General features: G+C 66.3%; 22 protein-coding genes, 1 tRNA gene and 1 pseudogene. 19 read left to right on the top strand and 5 right to left on the bottom strand.

Annotated features, from left to right (window positions below):
• Nucleotides 1-5 precede the first annotated feature (5 nt).
• The 4 genes from ACESMO_RS07055 to ACESMO_RS07040 all read left to right on the top strand — a co-directional run bounded on the left by ACESMO_RS07055 (nt 6) and on the right by ACESMO_RS07040 (nt 6,035).
• Nucleotides 6-1,529, top strand: a complete 1,524-nt coding sequence (locus ACESMO_RS07055) for a TolC family outer membrane protein (protein WP_372707454.1) — start codon at nt 6-8, stop codon at nt 1,527-1,529.
• Between the two features lie 165 nt (nt 1,530-1,694).
• Entirely contained in the window at nt 1,695-2,327 is a 633-nt protein-coding gene (locus tag ACESMO_RS07050; RefSeq protein ID WP_372707453.1) for a DUF2497 domain-containing protein, read from the top strand.
• A gap of 133 nt (nt 2,328-2,460) precedes the next feature.
• A complete protein-coding gene (locus tag ACESMO_RS07045) occupies nt 2,461-5,307 on the top strand; it encodes a valine--tRNA ligase (protein ID WP_372707452.1) in 2,847 nt (948 codons plus the stop codon).
• Nucleotides 5,304-6,035, top strand: a complete 732-nt coding sequence (locus tag ACESMO_RS07040) for a TlyA family RNA methyltransferase (protein WP_372707451.1) — start codon at nt 5,304-5,306, stop codon at nt 6,033-6,035. The genes ACESMO_RS07045 and ACESMO_RS07040 overlap by 4 nt, the downstream gene beginning before the upstream one ends.
• A 94-nt stretch (nt 6,036-6,129) precedes the next feature.
• Here the strand turns inward: ACESMO_RS07040 and ACESMO_RS07035 are convergent, their stop codons facing one another.
• Complete coding sequence (locus ACESMO_RS07035; protein WP_372707450.1) at nt 6,130-6,855, bottom strand: glycine zipper 2TM domain-containing protein; 726 nt, start codon at nt 6,853-6,855, stop codon at nt 6,130-6,132.
• Nucleotides 6,856-7,010: 155 nt separating this feature from the next.
• On the opposite strand from ACESMO_RS07035, the gene ACESMO_RS07030 reads away from it, so the two are divergent.
• Together ACESMO_RS07030 and msrA are read left to right on the top strand one after the other, a co-directional pair.
• Nucleotides 7,011-8,255, top strand: coding sequence for a class I SAM-dependent RNA methyltransferase (locus ACESMO_RS07030; RefSeq protein WP_372707449.1), 1,245 nt, complete (start codon nt 7,011-7,013; stop codon nt 8,253-8,255).
• Between the two features lie 116 nt (nt 8,256-8,371).
• Complete coding sequence (msrA, locus tag ACESMO_RS07025) at nt 8,372-8,980, top strand: peptide-methionine (S)-S-oxide reductase MsrA (RefSeq protein WP_372707448.1); 609 nt, start codon at nt 8,372-8,374, stop codon at nt 8,978-8,980.
• A 248-nt stretch (nt 8,981-9,228) separates the two neighbouring features.
• On the opposite strand, the gene ACESMO_RS07020 is transcribed toward msrA, so the two are convergent.
• Nucleotides 9,229-9,313: transfer RNA gene (locus ACESMO_RS07020), tRNA-Leu, on the bottom strand.
• Nucleotides 9,314-9,466: 153 nt separating this feature from the next.
• On the opposite strand from ACESMO_RS07020, the gene ACESMO_RS07015 reads away from it, so the two are divergent.
• Nucleotides 9,467-10,942: an alanine/glycine:cation symporter family protein gene (locus ACESMO_RS07015; protein WP_372707447.1), complete on the top strand. Its 1,476-nt coding sequence runs from the start codon at nt 9,467-9,469 to the stop codon at nt 10,940-10,942.
• Between the two features lie 115 nt (nt 10,943-11,057).
• The gene (locus tag ACESMO_RS07010) at nt 11,058-12,491 is read left to right on the top strand and encodes a sodium-dependent transporter (RefSeq protein ID WP_372707446.1); all 1,434 of its coding nucleotides are present in this window, start codon (nt 11,058-11,060) and stop codon (nt 12,489-12,491) included.
• Between the two features lie 72 nt (nt 12,492-12,563).
• On the opposite strand, the pseudogene ACESMO_RS07005 reads toward ACESMO_RS07010, so the two are convergent.
• Nucleotides 12,564-12,680: pseudogene (locus tag ACESMO_RS07005) on the bottom strand (hypothetical protein); the annotation flags it as partial.
• A gap of 137 nt (nt 12,681-12,817) precedes the next feature.
• Here ACESMO_RS07005 and hrpB point away from each other — a divergent pair.
• Entirely contained in the window at nt 12,818-15,256 is a 2,439-nt protein-coding gene (hrpB, locus tag ACESMO_RS07000; RefSeq protein ID WP_372707470.1) for an ATP-dependent helicase HrpB, read from the top strand.
• Between the two features lie 4 nt (nt 15,257-15,260).
• On the opposite strand, the gene ACESMO_RS06995 is transcribed toward hrpB, so the two are convergent.
• Complete coding sequence (locus ACESMO_RS06995; RefSeq protein ID WP_372707445.1) at nt 15,261-15,485, bottom strand: hypothetical protein; 225 nt, start codon at nt 15,483-15,485, stop codon at nt 15,261-15,263.
• Between the two features lie 183 nt (nt 15,486-15,668).
• Between ACESMO_RS06995 and rpsB the strand changes: the two genes are divergently transcribed.
• The 10 genes from rpsB to ACESMO_RS06945 all read left to right on the top strand — a co-directional run bounded on the left by rpsB (nt 15,669) and on the right by ACESMO_RS06945 (nt 24,124).
• Entirely contained in the window at nt 15,669-16,610 is a 942-nt protein-coding gene (gene rpsB, locus ACESMO_RS06990) for a 30S ribosomal protein S2 (protein WP_372707444.1), read from the top strand.
• A gap of 219 nt (nt 16,611-16,829) precedes the next feature.
• On the top strand, nt 16,830-17,774 hold the full coding sequence (gene tsf, locus ACESMO_RS06985; protein ID WP_372707443.1) for a translation elongation factor Ts: 945 nt from the start codon (nt 16,830-16,832) through the stop codon (nt 17,772-17,774).
• A 196-nt stretch (nt 17,775-17,970) separates the two neighbouring features.
• Nucleotides 17,971-19,053, top strand: coding sequence for a sensor histidine kinase (locus tag ACESMO_RS06980; RefSeq protein ID WP_372707442.1), 1,083 nt, complete (start codon nt 17,971-17,973; stop codon nt 19,051-19,053).
• 69 nt (nt 19,054-19,122) lie between these two features.
• Nucleotides 19,123-19,560: a methylmalonyl-CoA epimerase gene (gene mce / locus ACESMO_RS06975; protein WP_372707441.1), complete on the top strand. Its 438-nt coding sequence runs from the start codon at nt 19,123-19,125 to the stop codon at nt 19,558-19,560.
• Nucleotides 19,560-19,838 carry a DUF1467 family protein gene (locus tag ACESMO_RS06970; protein WP_372707440.1) on the top strand — a complete coding sequence of 93 codons (279 nt, stop codon included), beginning with the start codon at nt 19,560-19,562 and terminating at the stop codon, nt 19,836-19,838. The genes mce and ACESMO_RS06970 overlap by 1 nt, the downstream gene beginning before the upstream one ends.
• Nucleotides 19,835-20,173, top strand: coding sequence for a DUF3088 family protein (locus ACESMO_RS06965; RefSeq protein WP_372707439.1), 339 nt, complete (start codon nt 19,835-19,837; stop codon nt 20,171-20,173). The genes ACESMO_RS06970 and ACESMO_RS06965 overlap by 4 nt, the downstream gene beginning before the upstream one ends.
• A gap of 193 nt (nt 20,174-20,366) precedes the next feature.
• The gene (gene proS, locus ACESMO_RS06960; protein WP_372707438.1) at nt 20,367-21,683 is read left to right on the top strand and encodes a proline--tRNA ligase; all 1,317 of its coding nucleotides are present in this window, start codon (nt 20,367-20,369) and stop codon (nt 21,681-21,683) included.
• Entirely contained in the window at nt 21,680-22,984 is a 1,305-nt protein-coding gene (locus ACESMO_RS06955) for a lipoprotein-releasing ABC transporter permease subunit (RefSeq protein ID WP_372707437.1), read from the top strand. The genes proS and ACESMO_RS06955 overlap by 4 nt, the downstream gene beginning before the upstream one ends.
• Nucleotides 22,977-23,678, top strand: a complete 702-nt coding sequence (locus ACESMO_RS06950; protein WP_372707436.1) for an ABC transporter ATP-binding protein — start codon at nt 22,977-22,979, stop codon at nt 23,676-23,678. The genes ACESMO_RS06955 and ACESMO_RS06950 overlap by 8 nt, the downstream gene beginning before the upstream one ends.
• Before the next feature lie 41 nt (nt 23,679-23,719).
• Nucleotides 23,720-24,124, top strand: a complete 405-nt coding sequence (locus ACESMO_RS06945) for a hypothetical protein (RefSeq protein ID WP_372707435.1) — start codon at nt 23,720-23,722, stop codon at nt 24,122-24,124.
• Nucleotides 24,125-24,179: 55 nt separating this feature from the next.
• Here the strand turns inward: ACESMO_RS06945 and ACESMO_RS06940 are convergent, their stop codons facing one another.
• On the bottom strand, nt 24,180-24,296 hold the full coding sequence (locus ACESMO_RS06940; RefSeq protein ID WP_372707434.1) for a hypothetical protein: 117 nt from the start codon (nt 24,294-24,296) through the stop codon (nt 24,180-24,182).
• Nucleotides 24,297-24,670 lie beyond the last annotated feature (374 nt).

The following is a 24,670-nucleotide window of genomic DNA, read 5'->3' as shown; positions in this document are numbered from 1 at the left end:
CAATCATGCTGAAACGTTCGCGCGCGCTCGCCTCGGTCGCCGTCATCGCCGTGATCGCCGGCATGGGTACGCCGGCCTGGGCCGACACGCTCCGGGAAGCGCTCGCGCTGGCCTACCAGACCAATCCGACGCTGCTGGCCCAACGCGCCAGTCAGCGCGCGCTGGACGAATCGATCGTCCAGGCCCGCGCCGGCCTGCGGCCCAACATCAATTTGAGCGCCAACTCATCTTATAGCCGCGTCGACAGCAAGGGCGGCGGCAGCCGAGACATCAACGGCGACGGCATCCCGGATATCGTCACCGGCGGGGTCAGCGAATCTGACAGCGTCAATGCCTCGATCGGCCTTTCGCAGACGCTCTATTCCGGCGGCCGCATCGGCCACGGCATCAACGTCGCCGAGGCCAATGTGCGCGGCGGTCGCGAGAACCTGCGCGCCATCGAGCAACAGGTCCTGATCTCGGTGATCCAGGCCTATGTGGACGTCCAGCGCGACATGGAGATCTTGCGCATCCGCCAGGACAACCTGGGCGTCCTGCGTCGTCAGCTGGATGAATCCAGCGCCCGCTTCGAGGTCGGGGAAATCACCCGCACCGACGTGGCCCAGTCCGAATCGCGCCTGGCCCAGTCCGAAGCGGACTTGGCTAACGCCCAGGCTCAGTTGTCAGTTTCTCGAGCTAGCTATGCCGCCGTAGTCGGGCAGGCTCCCACCAATCTGGAGACGCCGCCGCCGTTGCCCGGCCTGCCCACCGACTTCGACGCCGCGCTGGAAATCGGTTTGAACGAAAACCCCAATGTGCTGTCCGCCGAATACGGGTTGCGGGCAGCAGAAGCGCGCGTGGCCCAGGCCCGGGCCGAGTATCGGCCGTCGGCGCGGCTGACCAGCTCGTACGGCGGCTCCGACGACCTGTCTTCATTCGACCTGACCCAGCGTACCAGTTTCCAGGCCGGCGCCTCGATCTCCATTCCGCTGTTCACCGGCGGGCTTAACGCCTCGCGGGTGGCCCAGGCGCTGGAACAGGCCAACGCCGCCCAGATCGGCGTCGAGGGCGAGCGCCGGAATGTGTTGCAGAGTGTCAGCTCGGCCTATGCCCAGGCGATCTCGGCCCGCGCCACCCTGACCGCCGGGAATGAGGCCGTCCGCGCCGCCACCGTGGCCGCCGAGGGCGTGCGTCAGGAGGCCCAGGTCGGCCTGCGCACCACGCTGGATGTGCTGAACCAGGAGCTGGAGTTGCGCAGCGCCGAGGTGACCCTGGCCAGCGCGCGCCGGAACGAATACGTGGCCCAGGCCAATCTGCTGGCCGCCATGGGTCGGTTGGAGGGTCAGGATCTCGATCCGTCCATCGCCGTCTATGATCCCGCCGCCAACTACCAGCGCATCCGCAATCGTGGAGCCCTGCCGTGGGACGGCATCCTCGAGACGATCGATCGCATAGCCGCGCCGCGCGTGGTCCCAGCGGAAGATGCGCCCGACGCGCCAATCGACCGTCAGCTGAAGTCCGAGATCATCAGGACCGCGCCCGGAAACTGATCGCCGTCGGGGCGAGTCTTCGCCGGGCGTTAAACCTGTCAGGCGAAAAGGGCCGTTGATTCCGACGGCTTGAGATGCGACGACAAACCTGTGGGCAGGGCCGCTGTTTTGGCTCTGCCGCCTGACATGACTGCGTGCTTCGGCCGCGCGCCTCGGGGTTACGACATGACCGACCAGACCGCCCAGGAACCGACGATGGAGGAAATCCTGGCGTCGATCCGCCGGATCATCTCCGAAGACGACGCGCCTGCGGAGACGGCGTCCGCCGCTGCGCCGGCAGAGCCTGAGGCCGAGTCCTTCGCCGCGTCCGAAACCGGAGTCGAGGCCGAGCCGGTCGTGTCGTCCGCCCTGATGGACGAAACCCCGTCGACCCAGATGCCTGTTTCGTCCGAAGACGACGTGCTGGAATTGACCGAACCCTATGAAGCGCCGGCCGCCGAAAGCATCGGTGATCTGGACGTGTCTCCGGCCGAGCCCGAACCCTTTCCGGCGGCCCCCGTCAGCGAATCAATCTTCGCTCCGGAGCCGGCCGAGGCCCCGGAACCGACCCCCGCGTACGATACCCTGGTCGGCGACAGTGCCGCGGCCAGCGCCGCCTCGGCCTTCGCCGGTTTCGCCTCTTCGATCAGGAAGCCAGAACCCATGGAAACTTCGACCGGATCCGGACCCACAGTCGACGAACTGGCCCGCTCCCTGTTGCGGCCGATGCTGAAGGAATGGCTGGAAGCCAACCTGCCGGGCATCGTCGAGGCCCAGGTCCGCAAGGAAGTCGAACGCATCGCCCGCAACGCCGGCTGACTTCACCTGCGACCCGATCAAGGCTAGATCATTCCGGGGCGGCTCCAGTCGGGGCCGCCCTTATCTTTTGTCTACCGCCCTCATGCAGCGACGCGCCGCGCGCGGAGCGATAGGGAAAGCAAGAAGTCCTTCAATGCTCGACAAGACCTTCGACCCGACCGCCGCCGAACCACGCCTCTATGCGATGTGGGAGAACAGCGGCCTGTTCGCGCCGCGTGACGCCACCGCCACCGACGGCGCTGCCGAGGCCTATTCGATCGTCATTCCGCCGCCCAATGTGACCGGCTCGCTTCACATCGGCCACGCGCTGAACAACACCCTGCAGGACATCCTGGCCCGCTATCACCGGATGAAGGGCAAGACCGTGCTGTGGCTGCCGGGCACGGACCACGCCGGCATCGCCACCCAGATGGTGGTCGAGCGCCAGTTGGCGGCGGCGGGCAACGTCGGTCGCCGCGACATGGGCCGCGACGCCTTCGTGGCCAAGGTCTGGGAGTGGAAGGCCGAAAGCGGCGGGACCATCGTCCAGCAGCTGCGCCGGCTGGGCGCGTCCTGCGACTGGTCGCGCGAGCGGTTCACCCTCGACCCGGCCATGAACGCAGCGGTGCGCAAGGTCTTCGTCCAGCTGCACCGGGACGGGCTGATCTATCGCGACAAAAGGCTGGTCAACTGGGACCCGCATTTCCAGACGGCGATCTCGGACCTCGAGGTCGAGCAGAAGGAGATGGACGGCTTCTACTGGCATTTCGCCTATCCGCTGGCCGACGGCGTCACCTATGAGCATCCGATCGCGTTCGACGAGGACGGCAAGGCGACGGAATACGAGACGCGCGACTATATCGTCGTCGCCACGACCCGGCCCGAGACCATGCTGGGTGACACCGGCGTCGCCGTGCATCCGGACGATGCGCGCTATGCCGGGCTGGTCGGGAAGTTTGTGACCCTGCCGATCGTGGGCCGCCGCATTCCCATCGTCGCTGACGACTACGCCGATCCCACCAAGGGCTCGGGCGCGGTGAAGATCACCCCCGCGCACGACTTCAACGACTTCCAGGTCGGAAAGCGGGCGGGGCTAGCGGCATTGAACGTTATGGACGCCTTCGGCCGGATCACCGCCGACGACACGCCGGACGTGCCGGCGGAATACGCGGGCATGGACCGCTTCGCCGTGCGCAAGGCCATCGTCGCAAAGGCCGAAGAAGACGGCTGGCTGAAGGAGATCGAGAAGACCCGCCATGTGATCCCGCACGGTGACCGCTCGGGCGTGGTGATCGAACCGTGGCTGACGGACCAGTGGTACGTCGACGCCCACACGATGGCCCAGCCGGCCATCAAGGCGGTCGAGCAGGGCGATACGGTGTTCGAGCCGAAGTCGTACGAGAAGATCTATTTCGAATGGCTGCGCAATATCGAGCCGTGGTGCATCTCGCGCCAGCTATGGTGGGGTCATCGCATTCCGGCCTGGTACGGCCCACCAGCGAACGATGACGGCACACGTCCAGTTGATCCATCAAAGCTTGATCTCAGGGTGTTCGTCGCTGAAACGGCCGAAGAGGCAGAGCAACAGGCGGCGGATTTTTATGGCTGCCGGGTCGAATGGGGCATGGCTCCCGGTTTCTACGGAGACGGAACAGTCTATGAGGAGGTTCAACTCTTCCAAGATGGCGACGTCCTCGACACCTGGTTCTCCTCGGCCCTGTGGCCGTTCTCGACCATGGGCTGGCCGGAAGAGACCGAGGACCTGCGCCGCTTCTATCCGACCAGCGATCTGGTCACGGCGGCGGACATCATCTTCTTCTGGGTCGCCCGGATGATGATGATGGGCCTGCACTTCATGGACGGCGAGGTCCCTTTCAGACGGGTCATCATCAACGGCCTCGTCCGCGACGAGAAGGGCCAGAAGATGAGCAAGTCCAAGGGCAATGTCATCGACCCCTTGAGCATCATCGATGAACTGGGGGCCGACCCCTTGCGCTTCACCATGGCCATACTGTCGGGGACGCGGGACATCAAATTGTCGCGGCAACGCATTGAAGGTTATCGCAACTTCGGCACAAAGCTGTGGAACGCCGCGCGCTTCTCGCAGATGAACGAGGCGCGGCGCGTCGAGGGATTCGATCCGGCGACCGTGGACCAGACCATCAACCGCTGGATCCGCGGCGAACTGACCAAGGCTGAGCGGCAGGTGTCGTCGGCGATCGAGGGCGGGCGTTTCGACGACGCCGCCTCGGCCCTGTACCGGTTCGTCTGGAACGTGTTCTGCGACTGGTATCTTGAGCTGGCCAAGCCGGTCTTCATGGGCTCGGACGAGGCCGCCAAGGCCGAGACCCGCGCCATGACCGCCTGGACCCTGGACCACACGCTGAAGCTGATGCACCCGGTCATGCCCTTCATCACCGAAGAGCTGTGGGACAAGCTGGCCGGGGAGGGCGCGCCCCGCGCCGAGGCCACCCTGATCGGCGCCGCCTGGCCCGACCTGCCGGACGCCTTCATCGACGCCGGTGCCGAGGCCGAGATCGGCTGGCTGGTCGATCTGGTCACCGAAATCCGTCAGCTGCGCGCCGAGATGAACGTGCCGCCCTCGGCCAGGCCGCCGCTGGCCTTCGTCTCGCCCGACGCGACGACGGCAGAGCGGATCGACCGCCACCGCGACTTGGTTCTGACCTTGGCCCGGGTTTGCGAAGTCGGCTCTTCCGACGTCGCGCCGACGGGCGCCGTGACCTTCGTTTCCGGCGGGACGACCGGCGCGTTGTCGCTGGCGGGCATCATCGACCTGACAGCCGAGCGGGCCCGCCTGGTCAAGGAGATCGCGGTCCTGGACAGCGACATCGCCCATTTCGACAAGAAGCTGTGCAACCCTGCCTTCGTCGCCCGCGCCGCGCCGGACGTGGTCGAGGACCAGCGCGAGAAACAGGCCGAAGCCGTCGCGGGCAAGGCCCGTCTTCAGACGGCTCTGTCGCGTCTGGATACGGTGGGGTGAGCAAGGTACGGCTCGACCAGCTGTTGGTCGCGCGGGGTCTGGCCGAGAGCCGGGCCAAGGCCAAGGCGGCGATCGAGACGGGCTGCGTCACGGTGGACGGCCAGCCCGCGCGGACGGCCTCTCGCGCAACGGATGAGGATGCCGTCATCGACTATGCCGACGCCCACCGTTTCGTGGGGCGCGGCGCGCTGAAGCTGGATCACGCCCTCACGCTGTGGCCGGTCGTCGTTCAGGGCAGGGTGGCGCTCGACATCGGCGCGTCGACCGGCGGTTTCACCCAGGTTTGCCTCGAGCGCGGCGCGACGCGCGTTTTCGCTGTGGATGTCGGTGCCGATCAGATGCATGCGCGGGTCGCCGCAGATGCGCGGGTCGTCAATCTGGAGCACACCGACGCGCGCGACCTGACGGCCGCTCTGGTCACGCAACCGCCGGAGCTGATCGTCTGCGACGTCAGCTTTATCGGCTTGGCGAAGGTGCTGCCCGCCGCCTTGGCGCTGGCTGGACCGGGCGTGGACCTGGTCACCCTCGTCAAGCCGCAGTTCGAAGCGACCGGGCCGGGCGGAACCCGCAAAGGCGTGGTCAAGGACCCGATCGCCCGTCAGGCGGCGCTGTCCTCGGTCTCGGCTTGGCTGGAAGGGAGGGGCTGGATCGTTCAGGCGACGACCGAAAGCCCGATCACCGGCGGCGACGGCAACGTCGAATTCCTGCTTTGGGCTCGGAAGTCCTGACAAGAAGAAACCGCCGGCGGATTTCTCCACCGGCGGCTCTCGTCACGTCGCCGATCGACAGGGGGGCTGAAACTTGATCGGCGACGCGATTCTGTCAGTAGCGGTTGGGGCAGGACTGCGCGTAACGGGTCACGATGCGACCGTCCCAGCCGCGGCTTCGGGTCTCGATCGTGCGGCAGCCGTACTGCTGGTAGCCGGACTGATTGTTCTGGTAGCCGGACCGATACCGATCGTCCCCGGACGAATAGGACCGGTCGTAGCCTTGACGGTCGTAGCCGTAGGATTGGTCGTCATAGCGTCTGTCCGACGAGTCGTACGAACCGCTGTCGTAGCCTTGGTTGCTGTAGCCCTGGTTGCCATAGCGCTGGTTGCTGTAGACCTGGTTTCCGTGGCGTTGATTTTCATAGCCGTAGCCGTAACCCGAGCGATCGTCGCAGCGGGCGCTGCTATTGCCGAGGCCCGCGCCGATCGCGGCACCGACGACGCCACCCAGAACGCTGCCCTCGGTGCGGCGGCCACGCGCGCCCAGCTGGGAGCCGGCGACAGCGCCGAGCACGGCCCCGAAACTGGCACCTGCGGCGCGGCGCTGGTTGGTGTCGCTGCGGCAGTAGGACGAGCTGTTGCGGTCCTGGCCATACTGATCGTAGCCATAGCGCGATTGACCGTAGTCGTGGCGCTGACCGTACGAACCCGAGCCATAGTTTTGTGGACCCTGATAGCTGTAGGTCTGGGCCGAAGCGGCGGCGGGGGCCATCAGCAGGCCCGTGGCGGCGATCGCAGCGGCGGCGGTGGCGGATTTGAAAGGCAGACGGGCGAACATCGGCTTGATCCTGATCAACTGAGAGCAGATGGCCGAACGGTCGGCGTCCCTGTCTGTTGCATTCGTTTTAGGCGGCCCAAACTGAACGCGAATTGAGCATGGCGTTCATCTTCGTTCAGGTTTCGCTCTGCCGCTTGAGCCTCTAGGAACAGCGCATGACGCAGACGCTGACCATCACGCGCATGGGCACCCAGGGCGACGGCGTGGCAGAAACGCCCGCCGGGCCGGTCTTCGCGCCCCTGACGCTGCCGGGCGAAACGATCCGGGCCGTGTTGCGTGACGGGCGCGCGGAACAGATCGAGATCCTGACGTCCAGTCCGGACCGGATCGCCCCGGTTTCACCACACTACGGCGATTGCGGCGGATGCTCTCTACAGCACTGGGCGGCCGGGCCTTATCTGGACTGGAAGCGAGAGCAGGTCCGGCTGGCCCTGGGCCGCGCGGATATCGAGACCGAGATCGAGGCCACGGTCGCCGTGCCGCCCGGCACGCGTCGCAGGTTGGCCCTGCACGCGCGGCGTGGACCGGACGGCCGGGTCGCGCTGGGCTTCAAGGCGCGCAAGAGCTGGCGGCTGGTCGAGGTGACGGCCTGTCCCGTCGCCGATCCCCACATCGTCGCGGCCTTCCCCGCACTGGCGCGCGTGGCCGAAGCCTTTCTGGAACACCACAAGTCCGCGCCGACGCTGCATGTGACCTGGACACTCTCCGGGCTGGACGTCGACGTGACCGGCGTGGAACGCAAATCCGGTGGCCTGTCCCGCGACGCGCAGATGCTGGCCATTCAGGCTGCGGCCGACGGCGATCTGGCCCGGCTCAGCATGGCGGGGGACACCCTGGTCATGGAGCGACAGCCGAAGGTGGCGTTCGGCCCGGCCATCGTGTCCCTGCCGTCCGGCGGCTTCCTTCAGGCCGTGCCCGAGGCGGAGCGGGCCATGGTCGATCGCGCGGTCGAGGCCGTGCGCGGCGCCAAGAAGATCGCCGACCTGTTCTGCGGAGCGGGGACCTTCACCTTCCCGCTGGCCATGGTCGCGCCGGTGCTGGCGGCGGACGCCTCGGCGGCGGGCATCGCCGCGTTGAAGACCGGGCTCGGCACGGTCAAGGGGTTGAAGCCGATCACTGCCGAGGCGCGCGACCTGTTCCGCCGCCCGCTGGCTCCTTATGACCTGCGCGGCTGCGACGCCATTGTCATTGATCCGCCGCGCGCCGGCGCTATCAACCAGACGGCCCAGATCGCCCAGAGCAAGGCCGCGGTCGTGGTGGGCGTGTCCTGCAACCCCGTCACCTTCGCCCGCGACGCCCGCGTGCTCATCGACGCCGGCTTCCGGCTGGAGCGGGTCACGCCGATCGACCAGTTCCTGTGGTCCGCCCATGTCGAGCTGGTGGGCGTTTTCAGGCGGTAGATTCGCCCGGCGTGTGCCGTCCTCTTTGCTGATGAGGCGCGCCGGGTGTAACCGTCGCAACGATCCTGCCGAAGAGGGATCAGCCGCGCATGTATTGCGCCGGATCAGGATGTCACATGCGTCGGACTTTCGCCCTGCTGTCCCTGCTGCTTCTGGCAGCCTGCACCTCGCCCGGTCGGGTCGAGCGCACTCCACCCCCGGGTGCCGCGACCGCGGTCTTCGCCGCCGGTTGCTTCTGGTGCGCCGAAGAGGCCTTCGAGACGACGCCGGGCGTGGTGGAGGCGGTGTCCGGCTATACGGGTGGGACGACGGCCGATCCGACCTATGAGCAGGTCACACGAGACAGTACCGGACACTATGAGGCGGTTCGCGTCATCTATGATCCGACGGTCGTCAGTTACGCCAGTCTTCTCGAAGTGTTCTGGAGCAACGTCGACCCGTTCGATCCGGCCGGCCAATTCTGCGACAAGGGCGACTCCTATCGCGGCGCAGTCTTCGCCGCCACGCCGGAGGAAACCGCCGTCGCTGAAGCCTCGAAACAGGCTGTAGCCCAGCGGTTCGGCCGTGCGGTCGATGTTCGGGTCCTGCCTTCAGCCCGCTTCTATGACGCCGAAACCAACCACCAGGACTACTATCTGAAGAACCGCCAGGCCTATGGCTTCTACAAATGGCGGTGCGGTCGGGCGCAGCGGCTGGAAGCCCTGTGGGGACCGGCCGATCAATGACCGGGCGCCATGGCCGGGTCGAAAAGGGGTCATCTGACGTCCTGAGTCCGCCGGAGGATGGAATTGCGTTTCGTCCGGCTTGTGCCTCGAGCACCGATTCCAGTTCATGATCATTCAGGCCGGGGATGACCGGCGCGAAGCCGACGGTGACCGGAGCGCCGGCGCCGGCGAGCCGACAGATCGCCTCCAGCCGCTTTACCGGCCTCAAGCCGCGAGCGACCGCGTCGCGAGTATAGGCAGAAAAAGAATGGTGCGGATGAGAGGACTCGAACCTCCACGCCTCTCGGCGCCAGAACCTAAATCTGGTGCGTCTACCAGTTCCGCCACATCCGCAAAGGTTCGTCACAGCGTCTAGGCGGAGGGGCGACGCCGGGCAAGGCCCGGGCGACGGTCAGGCGTTCATCTAACGGAAGAATCCGGAATTTCCGGCTGGCCAATACGTTCACCATGTGGATAGTGAGCCGCTTGAGGGTCCAGGGGAATACAATGGCGATCAGTCCAAGCCCGATGCAGGGCTTCTACGATGACGTGACCAACGTCAGCGACTTCATCTGGGGAGGGATCTGGAACGGCGAGACCGTCCTGCTTTTCCCGCCCATGGTCGTGATCCTGCTGGGCGTCGGCCTGTGGCTGATGATCGGCCTGCGCTTCTACCCGATTTTGAAGCTGGGCACGGCCTTTGCCGGATTGTTCAAGAAAGACAAGGACGCCGCCAATGGCGAGATATCGCCCTTTGCTGCCCTGTCGACGGCGCTGTCTGGACAGGTCGGCACGGGCAATCTGGCGGGGGTGGCGACCGCCATCACCCTGGGTGGACCCGGTGCCCTTTTCTGGATGTGGATCACGGCCCTGCTGGGCATGGCGCTGGCCTTCGCCGAGGGCTCACTGGCCATTCGCTACCGCGAGAAGGGGCCTGACGGCCATTACCGCGGCGGCCCGATGAACTATATCCGCAACGGCTTGGGAAAGCGCTGGAACTGGCTGGCCGTGGTGTTCTGCGTCGGCCTGCTGTTCTCGTCGGTGGCCACCGGCAACATGATCCAGGCCAACTCCTTCGCCGATTCGGTCAGTGGCCTGACGGGCCTTCCCGAGTGGGGCGCGGGCCTGATCGCGGCCATCGCCGTCTTCGTGGTCATCATCGGCGGCATCAAATCCATCGGCTCGATCGCCGAGAAGGTCGTGCCGTTCATGGCCATCACCTATGTGCTGATGGCCGTGCTTGCCCTGGCCCTGAACTATCAGGGTATCCCGGGCGCTTTCGCCACCATCTTCGACAGCGCTTTCAGCGGCGAGGCGGCCGCGGGCGGCTTCCTCGGCGCCGGCATGATCATGGCGATCCGGGCAGGTGTGGCGCGCGGTCTGTTCTCCAACGAGGCCGGCCAGGGCTCGACCCCCATCGCCCACGCCGTCGCCAGGACCAACGATCCGGCCAAACAGGGCCGGTTCGCCATGATGGGCACCTTCATCGACACCATCATTATCTGTACGGCGACGGGTCTCGTGCTGCTGGTCGTGCAAGGGGCCTTCCCCTACACCGGGGCCGATGGCGTCGCGGTTATGCAACCGCACGTCTGGACCTCGGACTTGCGCGGCTTCGCCATGACCGAGGCGGCCTATGCCTCGGCCTTCCCCTTCCTGGTGTTCGGCAATGTCACCCTCGGCGGCCTCGTGGCCTCTATCGCACTGATCCTGTTCGTGTTCACGACCCTGATCACCTGGGGCTATTATGGAGAGCGGGCCGCCACCTATCTGTTCGGCATGAAGACGGCCATTCCATTCCGTCTGTTCTGGGTGGTGATGATCTTCGTCGGCTCCTTCCAGGAGATCGAACTGGTCTGGCGACTGGGAGACATTGCCAACGCCGCCATGGCCTTGCCCAACCTCGTGGCCCTGGCCCTGCTGTCCACCGTCGTCTTCGCCCTGGCAAAAGGCGACAAGACCGCCGGCAAAGATCACAAATAGCGTTTCTAAGGGTCCGGGGCGAACGCCCGGACCCTGATCCGTTACTGGCCGCGCATGGCCGCAACATGAGAACGCGGCCATATCGGCACCGCGTCACGAGTTCGGGAGCAGACAGTTGGCAGGAAATACAGCGGCGCCGGGTCAGGCGCAATGGTCCTCGAAGGCCGCCTTCGTCCTGGCGGCGACGGGATCCGCCGTCGGCCTCGGCAATCTGTGGCGCTTTCCGACCGAGGTGGGCAGCAACGGCGGCGGGGCCTTTGTCCTGCTTTACATTCTCTGCGTCGTGCTGATCGCCCTGCCGCTGCTGCTGGCCGAGAGCCTGATCGGGCGGCATGGCCAGCGTTCGACCATTGGCAGCGCGGTCCATCTGGCCCGCCAGTCCGGGGCCAGCCCGGCCTGGAGCCTGCTGGCAGTGGTCGGCCTGATCGCCAATACCGCCATCCTGACCTTCTACTGCGTCGTCGCGGGCTGGGTGATCTATTTCATCGGGACCAGCGCGGCCGACTTGATCGGTGCCATCGGTGCCGGCGAGCCTCTGAGAGGGGCTTTCGCCCCGCAATCCGTCGAGCAGATCCAGCAGATGATGCCAACCCTGTTCGCCAATCCTTTCCTCCTGGTCGGGCTACAGTTCGCCTTCCTGGTCGTGACGGTCTGGATCGTCGCCCGCGGTGTGAAGGGTGGCATCGAGATGGCGGCGACCTGGTTGATGCCGGCCTTCTTCTTCCTGCTGATCGGCATCACCATCTACGCCGCCATCACCGGTGATTTCGCCGCGGCAGTGACCTACCTCTTTACGCCTGATTTCGAGCGGGCCCTCCAACCCGGTGTCCTCAGTTCCGCCCTGGGGCAGGCCTTCTTTTCGCTCAGCCTTGGGGGCGGCGCGATGATCGCCTACGGAGCCTATGCCTCGCGCGAGACCAACCTCGGTCAGACGTCAGGAATGATCGCCTTCGCAGACACCGGCGTGGCCATCATCGCCGGCCTGGCCATTTTCCCGATCGTGTTCAGCGTCGGGATGGCCCCGGACGCCGGCCCGACCCTGATGTTCCAGTCGCTGCCGACCGCCTTCCACTCGATGCCGGGGGGCGCGATTGTAGGCTTTCTGTTCTTTGTCCTGGCCCTGTTCGCGGCCCTGACCTCGTCGGTCTCCCTGCTGGAAATCTCGGTCAGCTGGGTCACCGAGAAATTCGGCGTCTCGCGCGGCAAGGCGGCTTGGGGCATCGGCGTTCCGGTGTTCCTGATCGGCCTGTTGTCGGCCCTGTCGTTCAATATTCTGGCCGATCAGCGGCCCATTCCGTTCATTCCGGGCTTTGAAAACGCGACCTGGTTCGATGCCATCGACGGGGTCACCGGAAAGCTGCTTCTACCCCTGTCGGGCCTGATTACCGCCGTCTTCATCGGCTGGGTCGCAGACCGCAAACTGGTCAATGCCGAGACAGGCCTGACGGGCGGCGGACTGGCGGCGTGGCGGTTCCTCATCGGCTGGCTGTGCCCGCTGGCGGTGTTCGCTATCCTTGTGATCGGCCTGTTCCCGCAACTGCTGGGCTGAGCTTTCACCGCATCAGGCGGGAACGGCCCGGGTGCAAGCCCGGGCCGTTGTCGTCTCTGACCTGTCGGGCGGTCAGTCTTCCTTGATGTCGTCAACGCCACGACCCAGGGCCTGGGCCGGGGAATTGATTGTGGTCTCCTCGGTGATGTCGATGCCCTTGGCCAGCTTGGAGTGCCAGAAACCGTAGGCGGCACGCCCCTCCCTTGAGTCGGCCGACCACGACCAGGGAGACGTTAGGCGCACCGGCAGTCTGTGAAAAAAGCAAAAGTCGATACCGTTCAATCCGCTGCTTCCACCTGCGGGCACCGGGGGATAGACCGCATATGATGCTGCCAATCCATGCCGTCCTTGAACCGCTCAAGACCGTTCTGTCGGTGGGAAACGTCGCCGTGCTGGCCGCGCCGCCGGGGGCGGGCAAGACCACGGTCGTGCCGCTGGCTCTGCTGGATCAGGCCTGGCTGGGCGACGGCAAGATTCTGGTGCTTGAGCCGAGACGGATCGCGGCCCGCGCGGCGGCGGAGCGCATGGCCAGGACGCTGGGCGAGCAGGCCGGCGACACGGTTGGGTATCGCACGCGGCTTCAGAGCCGCATCGGTCCAAAGACACGGATCGAGGTCATCACCGAGGGCGTCTTCACCCGCATGATCCTCGACGACCCGGGCCTCGAGGGCGTCGGTGCGGTGCTGTTCGACGAGTTCCACGAGCGCAGCCTGGACGCCGATCTCGGCCTGGCGCTGGCCCGCGAGACGCAGAGGCTGCTGCGCGAGGATCTTCGGTTGCTGGTCATGTCCGCCACGCTGGACATCGCCGGTGTGTCGCGGCTGCTGGCCGACGCAGACGGGAAGGGCGCGCCCGTCATCGAAGCCGAGGGACGATTGTTCCCGGTCGAGACGCGCTACCTGGGCCGAAATGTGGTCGAGCGCATCGAGGACGCCATGGCCCGGGCGATCCAGCTGGCTCTGGCGGAGGAGCAAGGGTCCATTCTCGCCTTCCTGCCGGGGCAGGGCGAAATCCACCGCGTCGCGCAGCACACGAGAGAAAGGGTTCGCGATCCCGCCGTCGATATCGTGGCGCTGTATGGCGGGCTCGACCGGCAGGAGCAGGATCGCGCCATCGAACCGGCAGCGCCGGGTCGCCGCAAGGTCGTTCTGGCGACCTCCGTCGCCGAGACCAGCCTGACCATCGAGGGCGTGCGGGTGGTCATTGACGGCGGCCTGTCCCGCGTGCCTCGCTTCGATCCGTCCAGCGGCCTGACCCGGCTGGCCACGATGCGCGTCAGCCGATCCTCGGCCGAGCAACGACGCGGTCGGGCTGGGCGGCTCGCGCCCGGCGTCTGCTATCGCCTGTGGGACGAGGAACAGACGCGCGGTCTGGTCCCGCACCAGAAGCCGGAAATCCTCGAAGCCGATCTGACGGCCTTCGCCCTTGATCTCGCCCGGTGGGGCGCGCGTTCGACTGAGGGTCTGGCCCTGCTGGACCCACCGCCGGTCGGCGCGATGGCGGAGGCGCGCAAGGTCCTGACCCGGCTGGACGCGCTCGACGCTTCTGGCGGGCTGACGGCGCACGGACGACGGCTGACCCGCATCCCCCTGCCGCCGAGGCTGGCGCACATGGTCGCTGCCGCCAGCGATCGTGGCAACGCCATGCTCGGCGCCCGGATCGCGGCGGTGCTGAGCGAGCCGGGGCTGGGCGGGACGGACGTCGATCTGCGCGAGCGATTGAGCTCACTGGCCCGGGATCGAACGGCGCGGGCCAAGGACACCATGACCCTAGCGCAGCGCTGGGCGCGGGCCGCAGGGGGTGGGACGGGGGGCGACGCCGACCCCGGCCAGCTTCTGGCGGAGGCCTTTCCCGAGCGCGTGGCCAAGGCGCGCGGCAAGCCGGGCGAGGTGCTGCTGGCTTCGGGGCGAGGCGCGTTTCTCGACTCCACCGACCTGCTGGCGCGCGAAGCCTGGCTCGCCGTCGCGGAGCTGGGCGGCGGGGACGCGCGCGACCGCATCCGGCTGGCCGCGCCGCTCGATCCGGCGACGCTGGACCGCAGGCTGGAGGTCGAGGATCGCCTGAGCCGTGAACCTTCTGGTCGAATGGCGATGCGTCGGGTCCGGCGCATCGGAGTCATCGTGGTCGACGAGAAGATCACCGGCGCCCCCGACCGCGCGGCGATCACGGCTGCGTTGAAGGGCGAGGTCGAGCGGGACGGCCTGACCGGCCTGCGTTGGGGCGAGCGGTCGTCCGCGCTGCGGGCGCGACTGAGTTTTCTGCGCGCGCTGGACGCCGACTGGCCGGACGTCTCGGAGATCGGTCTCCTCGAGGCCCGCCAAGGCTGGCTATGGCCGCTACTGGACGCGGTTCAGTCGCTGGACGCGATCCCTGACGCAGCGCTGGAGCAAGGGGTCCGCGCCCTCATCTCGTGGGACAGACAGCGCGCGCTGGAGGCGCTCGCGCCTGCGCGGCTGGAGACCCCGCTCGGTTCGGCGGCCATCGACTATGCGGCCGAGGGCGGACCACGCGTGGATATCCGGGTGCAGGAACTGTTCGGCGTGAAGACCCATCCGACCGTCGGCGGCGGGATCATTCCCTTGACCCTCGCCCTTTTGTCGCCGGCGCGCAGGCCAGTGCAGCTGACCAGGGATCTGCCCGGTTTCTGGTCGGGAAGCTGGGCCGCCGTGCGGGCGGACATGCGCGGCCGCTATCCCCGTCATCCCTGGCCGGAAAACCCCGCCGAGGCCGATCCGACCTCGCGCGCCAAACCGCGAGGGACCTGAAAGTTCAGGCTGCCCCGTTCAGCAACCTGCCATAGCTGTCCACCAGGCTGCTGCAGCTCGGCACGAAGGCCACCACCGCGCCGCCGCCGCTTGTGACCGGTATCTTGATCTCGAAACGAAGGTGGATGGTCGTGGTATTGCCGCCGAAGTCGGCAGAGACCTCCCCAAGGTTTCCTCGCCATGCGTCGTTATGCAATCCTTGCGACAGGGTGGATCGCGAATGATGCATCGAAGCCAACCTCCGTCTGCGTCCACGCTTGCCTTTTCGCGCCATCCCGCCTAGAAGCCGCCCGCACTTCGCACGTGGGCGTGGCGCGGTTGGGGGAGACATCCTCATCCGCTCCGTTCCGAGGGACCGGCTGGTCCTTTTCATCGCCCGCGCAACGTCTATCGGAAAAAGGACACGACCCTCATGGCTCTGCCAGAATTCTCCATGCGTTCGCTGCTCGAAGCCGGCGCCCACTTCGGTCACCAGACGCACCGGTGGAACCCGAAGATGGAGCGCTACATCTTCGGATCGCGCTCGAACATCCACATCATCGATCTGTCGCAGTCGATCCCGCTGCTGCACCAGGCGCTGGTCGCCGTGCGCGACGTCGCCGCCAAGGGTGGTCGCGTCCTGTTCGTCGGCACCAAGCGCCAGGCCGCCGATCCCGTCGCCGAAGCCGCCAAGCGTTGTGCGCAATATTACATGAACAACCGCTGGCTCGGCGGCACCCTGACCAACTGGCGCACCGTGTCGGGCTCCATCGCCCGCCTGCGCGAGCTGGAAGGCCTGCTGGAAACGGGCGGTGAGGGCCGCGTGAAGAAAGAGCTGCTGAACCTGCAGCGCGAGAAGGACAAGCTTGAACTGAGCCTCGGCGGCATCAAGGACATGGGCGGCATCCCCGACATCATGTTCGTGATCGACACCAACAAGGAGGCCATCGCCATCCTGGAAGCCCGCAAGCTGAACATCCCGATCATCGCCATTCTGGACACCAACTCGGATCCGGACGGCATCACCTATCCGATCCCGGGCAACGACGACGCCGCCCGCGCCATCCAGGCCTATTGCGACCTGATCGCCGACGCCGTCCTCGACGGTCTGGCCGCCGGTCAGTCGGCCTCTGGTGTCGACCTGGGCGCCGCGGTGAACCCGGATGAGCCGATGCTGCGCGAAGCCAAGGCCCCGAAAGCGGCCAAGGTTGAAGACGTCGTCCCGGCGGGTGCGGAAGCCGTCGCCGAGGAAATGATCGCCGCCGCCGAACCGGCAGCCGAGCCGGCCCCCGAGCCCGCCGTCGCCGACGAAGCCGCCCAGGCCGCAACTTCGGAAGCCAACGACGCCGTCGAAACCGAGAAGGCTGCGGTCTAGGCACACTGTGTAACCGCTCATCCCCGCGAAGGCGGGGACCCAGTTCTTTCGTGAGGCAGGCTGTGTGGGATTGATAACGGCGCAAACTCGCCGTCGCCGGTTAGCCCAAAGCACTGGGTCCCCGCCTTAGCGGGGATGAGCGGAACGTATCAAGTCTGACACCAGGCCGGGCTAGATCAGCCCGGCCGTTCCCGCATACGCATACCCAAGGAGATACCCATGGCCGAGATCACCGCCGCCCTCGTGATGGAACTGCGCGCCAAGTCCGGCGTCGGCATGATGGATTGCAAGAAGGCGCTGCAGGAAACCGACGGCGACATCAGCGCCGCGATCGACTGGCTACGCGCCAAGGGCCTGTCCAAGGCCGCCAAGAAGGCCGACCGCGTCGCCGCCGAAGGCCTGGTCGCCGTCGCCTCGAAGGAAGTCGGTGCCGGTGAAGTCGGCGCCGCCATCGAGTTCAACTCTGAAACCGATTTCGTCGCCCGCAACGACCTGTTCCAGAACGCCGCCAAATCGTTCGCCCAACTGGGCCTTGAGCACGCCACGCTCGAAGGTCTGCACGGCGCCGAGCTGGAAGCCCGCAAGACGGTTCAGGACGAGGTGACCAGCATGATCGCCACCATCGGCGAGAATATGCAGCTGCGCCGCGCCGCGCGCCTGTCCGTCGACCAGGGCGTGGTCGCTTCCTACGTCCACAACGCCGTGGCCCCCGGCCTGGGCCGGATCGGCGTGCTGGTCGCCCTGCACGGCGGCGGCGACAAGGTGCTCTTGCGCGAACTGGGCCGCAAGATCGCCATGCACGTGGCCGCCACGGCACCGCTGTCGCTGAACACCGACGACCTGGACCCCGCCGCGATCGAGAAGGAACGCGCCGTCCTGACCGAAAAGGCCAAGCAAGAAGGCAAGCCGGAAGCCATGATCGCCAAGATCGTGGAAGGCCAGATCAACAAGTTCCAGAAGGACGTGGTGCTGACCAAGCAGCCGTTCGTCATGAACCCCGACGTGACCATCGAACAGCTGGTCGCCGAAACGGGCAAGGAACTGGGCGCCCCCGGCCTGCACCTGGCCGGCTTCGTCCGCCTCGCCCTTGGCGAAGGCGTCGAAAAGGTCGAAGGCCCGGACTTCGCGACGGAAGTCGCTTCGATGGTGGCCCCGCAGGCCTGACAGTCAGTCCGGCTGCAGGAAGACTTGCAGGAGGGTCGGCGACTTCGGTCGCCGGCCCTTTGTTGTGACCGATGGGCAGAGCCCGGCACGAATCCACGTTTCGTCATGCGCCGCTCCGATGGTGGCCTTGGAGCGGTGGACTGGCTAGACAGAAGTTGTCCGGACGATTTCGCGTTCGGCGGTCATGGTTAGAATTATGTCTTCGTCAGAGTCGCCCGTCAGTATCGACAGTTCAGATCTCGCCGTCGCTCTTGAGACGGATCAATTCAAACAGTTCCTGGATCAGATCCCGATTGCCGTGGCGGTGTCCAAACTCGAGCCGGTCGAGAGAGTGGTTTATGCCAATCTTGAGTTTGAGCGCCTGTCAGGTCAGTTGAGCACCTCGGTGCTCGGAGACGGCTGGAAGAGCCTACCGGGCGCCTCGGTGGGCGTTGCATCGAGTGTGTCAATGGGCCAGGCCATCACGGGTGGCCGGGACTACCTCGGCACGTTCGAGATGCCGCATAACGGCGGAGCGATGATGGTCGATGCCTGGTCGAGCATCATTGACGATGATCAGGGCAAGGCGGCGTACCGGCTGGTGGCGCTTGTGGCCGCCGCCCCTCGCGCACCTTCGATTATGGAGCAATTGGAAGCGCAAGTCCGGGAAAAGGATACCCAGCTTCAGGAACTGCAGCATCGCGTCAGAAACAATCTGCAGATGATCACGGCGTTGATCCGGGTCGAGGCGCGGGCGGTAGCGGACTTTTCAACCGGTGAGGGGTTTGACCGGCTGGCCGGGCGTGTCGAAGCGCTCAGTCTTCTATATCGCGCCTTGGGTGATGCGGCGGGAGAGGGTCGGGTCGATCTTGGGGTCTATCTGAGCGAAATCGCATCTGCCGTCATGCGAGCTCATGCCGTCGAGGGAATCCATCTCGATCTGCAGGTCGACACGTGGATGGTTTCAATCGATGTGGCGATGCCGACCGGGCTTGTCGTCAACGAGCTTATGACCAACTCCCTCAAACATGCATTCCTTGGCCGGAGCGGGGGGTCCATCAGCCTGCACAGCGCGACCGACGCGAGTGGCGGGTGCAGGATTTCGATCGTCGATGACGGCGTCGGCCTGCCCGAAGGCTACACCTGGCCCAAGGCCGGCAAGCTGTCGGCTTTGATCGTTCGGTCCCTGTTGCAGAATGCCAACGCGCAAATGGTCGTCACCTCGGTTCCGGAAAAGGGCATGCGCGTAGAGATCGCCTTTCAGAGCGCAGATGCCTTGAGGCCGCCCAAGGTGGAGTGACGACTCCGATCACTTCGCGACACCATGCCCGTCTTCACCTGATCCCAAGGACCCGCTAAGGCACGAGTCATGATTGGACGTCTGAACCACGTCGGCGTCGCCACGCCGTCTATCGAGGCCAGCGTCGCGATGTACCGCGACATGCTGGACGTCATGTCCATCGGCGCGCCGTTCGATCTGCCGGCCCAGGGTGTGCGCGTCTGTTTTATCGACCTGCCGAACAGCCAGATCGAACTGATCGAGCCGCTGGGTGCCGACAGCCCGATCCACGGCTTCCTGGCCAAGACCCCCAAGGGCGGCCAGCATCACGTCTGTTTCGAGGTCGAGGACATCATCTCTGCGCGCGACGCCTTGAGGGCGAAGGGCGCGACCATCCTCGGCACCGGCGAGCCGCGCATCGGTGCGCATGGCACGCCGATCCTTTTCGTGCACCCCAGGAACATGGGGGGCGTTCTGGTCGAGCTGATGGAAACGCCGAAGGCCAAGACCGAGAGTGGAGCGCACTGATGGACATGCCTATCGGCCCGGTCACCATGGGGGCCATCTACATAGTCTGCTGGTGGGTGGTGCTCTTCGCCATCCTGCCGCTCGGCACGTCGCGCGAGACGCACGAGCCGCCGACCGACGGCCGCCAGTGGGGCGCGCCCGAAACGCCGCAGCTGAAGCGCAAATTCATCACCACCAGCTGGGTCGCCCTGATCGTCTGGGCGCTGGTGATGGTCCTGGCCTACATCGGCTGGATGCCGCTGCCCGACCTGGCGCCGCCGATCCCTGACTTTGCATGACCGACCGCCTGCTCCTCCTCAATCCGGGCTGGACAGACGATCAGGGCGGTCCCTGGTACTGCCCGGCCGGAGCTGTCGTGGAGGGCGTGCTGGCCTTCTATCCGGCGCTGAAGACGCAGTTGGACATCACGCGCCTCGATCACCCCCGTCCGCGACCTCCGCTCATCGATCTGGTCGGCGAAGCGCACCAGAGCTGCCCGATCCTGGTGCTGGACGAGACGTTCGACTGGCCCGAGGCGCAGACCAGCGAAGCCACCGGAAAACGCTTCCTGCAGGACGAGGCCATCATCCCCTATCTGGCCGCCCGCTACGGCATCGGCCTGCCGCATCCCTGACATTTCTCCCCCATCGGGGGAGGGGGACCGCGCAGCCGTGGAGGGGGTCTGCCCTGGACTCCTGCGTTCGCGGTCGACCCCCTCCACCGTCCTTCGGACGGTTCCCCTCCCTCAGTGGGGGAGGATGGCCTAGCTTTCGCCCCGGTGACCCGGCTAAAGCTCGGGTCCCACGCCTCTCTGCCGGATTCTGCCTATGCGCCTGTCGCGCTATTTCCTGCCCACGTTGAAAGAAGCGCCCTCGGACGCCCAGATCGTTTCGCATCAGCTGATGCTGCGCGCCGGCCTGATCAAGCAGGAGGCCGCCGGCATCTATGCCTGGCTGCCGCTGGGCTTGCGGGTGCTGAACAAGATCGAGCAGATCGTGCGCGAAGAACAGGAGCGGGCAGGGGCCGTCGAGCTGCTGATGCCCACCCTGCAACTGGCCGACCTGTGGCGCGAGTCGGGGCGTTACGACGCCTACGGCCCCGAGATGCTGCGCATCACCGACCGGCATGAACGCGAGTTGCTGTACGGACCGACCAACGAGGAGATGATCACCGACATCTTCCGCGGCTTCGTGAAGTCGTACAAATCCCTGCCGCTGAACCTCTTCCACATCCAGTGGAAATTCCGCGACGAGCGCCGCCCCCGCTTCGGCGTCATGCGCGGCCGCGAGTTTCTGATGAAGGACGCCTATTCGTTCGACATCGACGAGGCGGCGGCCCGCAAGGCCTACAACCGCATGTTCGTGGCCTATCTGAACACCTTCGCCCGGATGGGACTGAAGGCCGTACCGATGCGCGCCGACACCGGCCCGATCGGTGGCGATCTGAGCCACGAGTTCATCGTCCTGGCCGAGACGGGCGAAAGCCAGGTCTTCTGCGACCGCAAGCTGGTCGAGATGCCGGTGCCCGGCGCGGACGTCGACTGGGACGACCTGCAGTCAATCGTTGATCAACGAACGTCCTTGTATGCCGCGACTGAGGAAATGCACGATGCCGGCCAGTTCGAGACCCAGACAGTCGAGGCGGACCGCTTGACCGCTCGCGGCATCGAGGTCGGCCATATATTCTACTTCGGCACCAAATACTCGGCGCCCATGAAGGCGCGCGTGGCCGGGCCGGACGGCAAGGACACCGACGTCCACATGGGCAGCTATGGGGTCGGCGTGTCGCGTCTGCTGGCGGCCATCATCGAAGCCAGCCACGACGAGGCTGGCATCATCTGGCCGGACTCCGTGGCCCCGTTCGACGTGGTCGTGATCAACCTGCGCGCCAATGACGAAGGCGTCAGCGCCGCCTGCGAGGACGCGGTGGCCAGGCTGGAGGCCGCGGGCAAGGCCGTGCTCTATGATGACACGGACGAGCGCCCGGGAGGCAAGTTCGCCACCGCCGACCTGATCGGCATCCCTTGGCAGCTGACCATCGGTCCCAAGGGGCTGGCCGACGGCGTGGTCGAGCTGAAGCGCCGCGCCACGGGCGAGAAGGTCTCGGTTCCTCTGGATGACGCCATGGCGAGGCTGACGGCATGACGGACGCCGTGGTGGCCACGAAGCCGACCAAGCCCGCCGGACCCTTCTCCGCCTGGGAGTTCGAGCTGGCGCTGCGCTATCTGCGCGCCCGACGCAAGGAGGGCGGCATCGCCCTGATCGCCATCATTTCCTACGTCGCCATCTCGCTGGCGGTCATGGCGCTGATCACGGTGATGAGCATCATGGCGGGGTTCCGCAGCGAATTGCTGAGCCGCATGCTGTCCTTCAACGGGCATATGTATGTGCAGGGCCAGTTGCTCAACGATCCTTCCCGCGACGGCGCGGTCGAGCGGATCAGCGGCGTCCCCGGCGTAGTCAGCGTCGCCCCGCTGACCGAGAACCAGAGCCTGGTCCGCGCGGCCGGCCAGACGACCGGTGCCGTGGTGCGCGGCATCCGTCCCGCCGATCTCGACAGCATGGACTTCGTCTATGACAGCCTGACGCCGGAGGCGATCCGTGGTTTCGGCCAGGGGGCCTACGGCGGCGACAATATCCTGATCGGCAAGTCGCTGGCCGACAGCATGGGACTGAGCGTCGGCGATCCCATCAGCCTGTATTCCCCCTCCGGAGCGGACAGCGCCTTCGGCAATCTGGGCGGACTCGAAAAGAGCTACCGCGTCGGCGGCCTGTTCACCTCGGGCACAGCCGACTTCGACCGCGCCTTCATCTTCATGCCGCTGGAACAAGCCCAGCTGTTTTTCGGCAAGGAGGGCGTCTGGGACGTAATCGAGCTCAAGGTCGATCAGCCGGACCGCGTGGCCGACCTGATCCAGCCCGTGCGCGAAGCCGCCGGACCGGGGGCCATCGTCAGCGACTGGCGCGATCGCCTCGCCGCTTTCTGGGGCGCGCTGAAGGTCGAGCGGGTGGCCATGAGCATCATTCTCGGCCTCGTCGTCGCCATCGCCGCCCTGAACATCATCTCCGGCATCGTCATGCTGGTGAAGAACAAGACCCGCGACATCGCCATCCTGCGCACGGTCGGGGCAAGCCAGGCCTCCATGCTCCGCATCTTCTTCATCGCCGGGGCCGCTATCGGCTTGGCGGGGACGGTCACGGGACTGGTGCTGGGCCTCGTCTTCTGCCTGAACATCGGCGCCATCCAGCACTTCCTGGAGGCCCTGTTCGGGGTCCAGTTGTTTGACGCCGACGTCTATATGCTGGACGCCATCCCGGCGCTGGTCGATCCGACCGACGTCTTCTGGGTGACCATGTGGTCGGTCTTCATGTCCTGTGTCGCCAGCCTGTTGCCGTCCTGGCGCGCCGCCAAGATGGATCCGGTCGAGGCGCTTCGGTATGAGTAGACCCGTGCTCTCCGTGCGGGGCGTCACCCGCACCTATGAAACCGCCTCGGGCGGCCTGACCGTGCTGAAGGGCGTCGATCTGGACGTCATGCCGGGCGAGGTGGTGGGCCTGATCGGGCCATCCGGTTCCGGCAAGTCGTCGCTGCTGCACGCGGCGGGTTTGCTGGAGCGCCCGACGTCCGGTGAAATCCGCATCGACGGCGAGGACGTCGGTGATCTGCCCGAGCGGACCCGCACCCACATCCGCCTGGCCCGGATCGGCTTCGTCTATCAATTCCACCATCTGCTGGCAGAGTTCGACGCCCGCGACAACGTCGCCCTGCCGTTGCGCATCGCCGGAGTCGGTCGAGTCGCCGCCCGCGCCCGCGCCGACGAGGTACTGACCGCGCTCGGCCTCGGCGAACGGCTGACGCACCAACCGGCCCAGTTGTCGGGCGGGGAGCAACAACGCGTCGCCGTCGCCCGCGCATTGGCCAACCGTCCGCGCCTGCTGCTGGCCGACGAGCCAACCGGCAACCTCGACCCGGCCACCAGCCAGACGGTGTTCGAGGCCCTGCATCGCCTGGTCAAGGATACCGGCGTCGCCGCCCTGATCGCTACCCACAACATGGAGCTGGCCGGTCACATGGACCGCGTGTTCGCCCTGAAGGACGGCTATCTGGTGGAGCGCCCTGCTGAAAGCCACCTGTACTGACTTCGGGCGGTGCTAAGGGTTTGGCTTCCGCGGAGCCACCCATGACCGACGCCATCGAGGCCCATCTGAGCACGGCGCGAGAGGCCAGTGCGGACGGCCGCCCGATCGACGCCCGCAACGGCTACGCCCGCGCCGCCGCCCTGGCTCGCGAGAGCGCCCGGCCGCTGCTCCGTGCCCATGCGTTGCGCCACCTGTCTGATCTGGACCGCGAGGCCCGGCAGCCGGTCGAGGCGCTGGCCCATGCCGAACAGGCCCTGGCCCTGTACCGGTCGAACGGCGCGGACGCGCTGGATCTGGCCGATGCGCTGCGTCTCAAGGCGCTGGCGCTGGATGCGCTGCGCAAGGCCGATCAGGCTGTGTCTGCGTGGACGGAAGCGCGCGACCTCTACACCGCCGCCGGGGCCGAGGCGGGCGTGGCCGAATGCGAGGATCGGCTCGATCGTTAGATCATAGATTTCCGCCCATCCGGGCAAAAGCCGGGATGGGCGGATAGATGGAGGCCTACTTCTTTCCGGGCGGGGTCGTGAACGGCGAGCTTCCCGCCGACACGGACGGCTTGGGCTTCTCTGCCTTGGGTTTGCGGGTTTCCTTGTTGCTCTTGACTTGACCCTTGGCCATGACCGTTCTCCTGCGACGCCTGCCGCCAGGAGGGCGGGCGTGGGCGGCGTCTTCCGACACCTTACAACACCGCTGGCTTCAGCAAGCCGAAATTGAGGGGCTTGACTTGGAACAAAGCCGCAACATAGAACATATCCGGAACACGCAATCTGGGGAAAGATCATGGCGCGTCTGGTTCGGGATGGATTGTCGTTGGCCTCGTGTGGCGGCTTCGTCTGGATGGTTTGGCAGGCGGCGCTGATGACGGCAGGAGCCTGAGGTCGCCGGACGGGGAGTTGTCCACGCCATAATCCGCTCATCCCCGCCAAACGCAGGCGGGGCGCTGTCCAGCGAATCGCGGGCGGGGGATAGAACAGGTCGCCTCCCGTCCCGAT

It is taken from the genome of Brevundimonas sp., from assembly GCF_041688735.1.
Classification (GTDB): domain Bacteria; phylum Pseudomonadota; class Alphaproteobacteria; order Caulobacterales; family Caulobacteraceae; genus Brevundimonas.
Note: the sequence above shows the minus strand (reverse complement) of the source record. Positions and strands in the feature narration are given on the sequence as shown.

What these genes read in the sequence shown, in the direction of transcription:
- mce (WP_372707441.1), top strand. Translation starts at nt 19,123, where the DNA reads ATGATTGGACGTCTGAACCACGTCGGCGTCGCCACGCCGTCTATCGAG.
- rpsB (WP_372707444.1), top strand. Translation starts at nt 15,669, where the DNA reads ATGGCTCTGCCAGAATTCTCCATGCGTTCGCTGCTCGAAGCCGGCGCC.
- ACESMO_RS07015 (WP_372707447.1), top strand. Translation starts at nt 9,467, where the DNA reads ATGGCGATCAGTCCAAGCCCGATGCAGGGCTTCTACGATGACGTGACC.
- ACESMO_RS07030 (WP_372707449.1), top strand. Translation starts at nt 7,011, where the DNA reads ATGACGCAGACGCTGACCATCACGCGCATGGGCACCCAGGGCGACGGC.
- hrpB (WP_372707470.1), top strand. Translation starts at nt 12,818, where the DNA reads ATGCTGCCAATCCATGCCGTCCTTGAACCGCTCAAGACCGTTCTGTCG.
- ACESMO_RS06945 (WP_372707435.1), top strand. Translation starts at nt 23,720, where the DNA reads ATGACCGACGCCATCGAGGCCCATCTGAGCACGGCGCGAGAGGCCAGT.
- tsf (WP_372707443.1), top strand. Translation starts at nt 16,830, where the DNA reads ATGGCCGAGATCACCGCCGCCCTCGTGATGGAACTGCGCGCCAAGTCC.
- proS (WP_372707438.1), top strand. Translation starts at nt 20,367, where the DNA reads ATGCGCCTGTCGCGCTATTTCCTGCCCACGTTGAAAGAAGCGCCCTCG.
- ACESMO_RS06955 (WP_372707437.1), top strand. Translation starts at nt 21,680, where the DNA reads ATGACGGACGCCGTGGTGGCCACGAAGCCGACCAAGCCCGCCGGACCC.
- ACESMO_RS07050 (WP_372707453.1), top strand. Translation starts at nt 1,695, where the DNA reads ATGACCGACCAGACCGCCCAGGAACCGACGATGGAGGAAATCCTGGCG.
- ACESMO_RS06950 (WP_372707436.1), top strand. Translation starts at nt 22,977, where the DNA reads ATGAGTAGACCCGTGCTCTCCGTGCGGGGCGTCACCCGCACCTATGAA.
- ACESMO_RS06980 (WP_372707442.1), top strand. Translation starts at nt 17,971, where the DNA reads ATGTCTTCGTCAGAGTCGCCCGTCAGTATCGACAGTTCAGATCTCGCC.
- ACESMO_RS07035 (WP_372707450.1), bottom strand. Translation starts at nt 6,855, where the DNA reads ATGTTCGCCCGTCTGCCTTTCAAATCCGCCACCGCCGCCGCTGCGATC.
- ACESMO_RS07045 (WP_372707452.1), top strand. Translation starts at nt 2,461, where the DNA reads ATGCTCGACAAGACCTTCGACCCGACCGCCGCCGAACCACGCCTCTAT.
- msrA (WP_372707448.1), top strand. Translation starts at nt 8,372, where the DNA reads ATGCGTCGGACTTTCGCCCTGCTGTCCCTGCTGCTTCTGGCAGCCTGC.
- ACESMO_RS06965 (WP_372707439.1), top strand. Translation starts at nt 19,835, where the DNA reads ATGACCGACCGCCTGCTCCTCCTCAATCCGGGCTGGACAGACGATCAG.
- ACESMO_RS06970 (WP_372707440.1), top strand. Translation starts at nt 19,560, where the DNA reads ATGGACATGCCTATCGGCCCGGTCACCATGGGGGCCATCTACATAGTC.
- ACESMO_RS06995 (WP_372707445.1), bottom strand. Translation starts at nt 15,485, where the DNA reads ATGCATCATTCGCGATCCACCCTGTCGCAAGGATTGCATAACGACGCA.
- ACESMO_RS06940 (WP_372707434.1), bottom strand. Translation starts at nt 24,296, where the DNA reads ATGGCCAAGGGTCAAGTCAAGAGCAACAAGGAAACCCGCAAACCCAAG.
- ACESMO_RS07055 (WP_372707454.1), top strand. Translation starts at nt 6, where the DNA reads ATGCTGAAACGTTCGCGCGCGCTCGCCTCGGTCGCCGTCATCGCCGTG.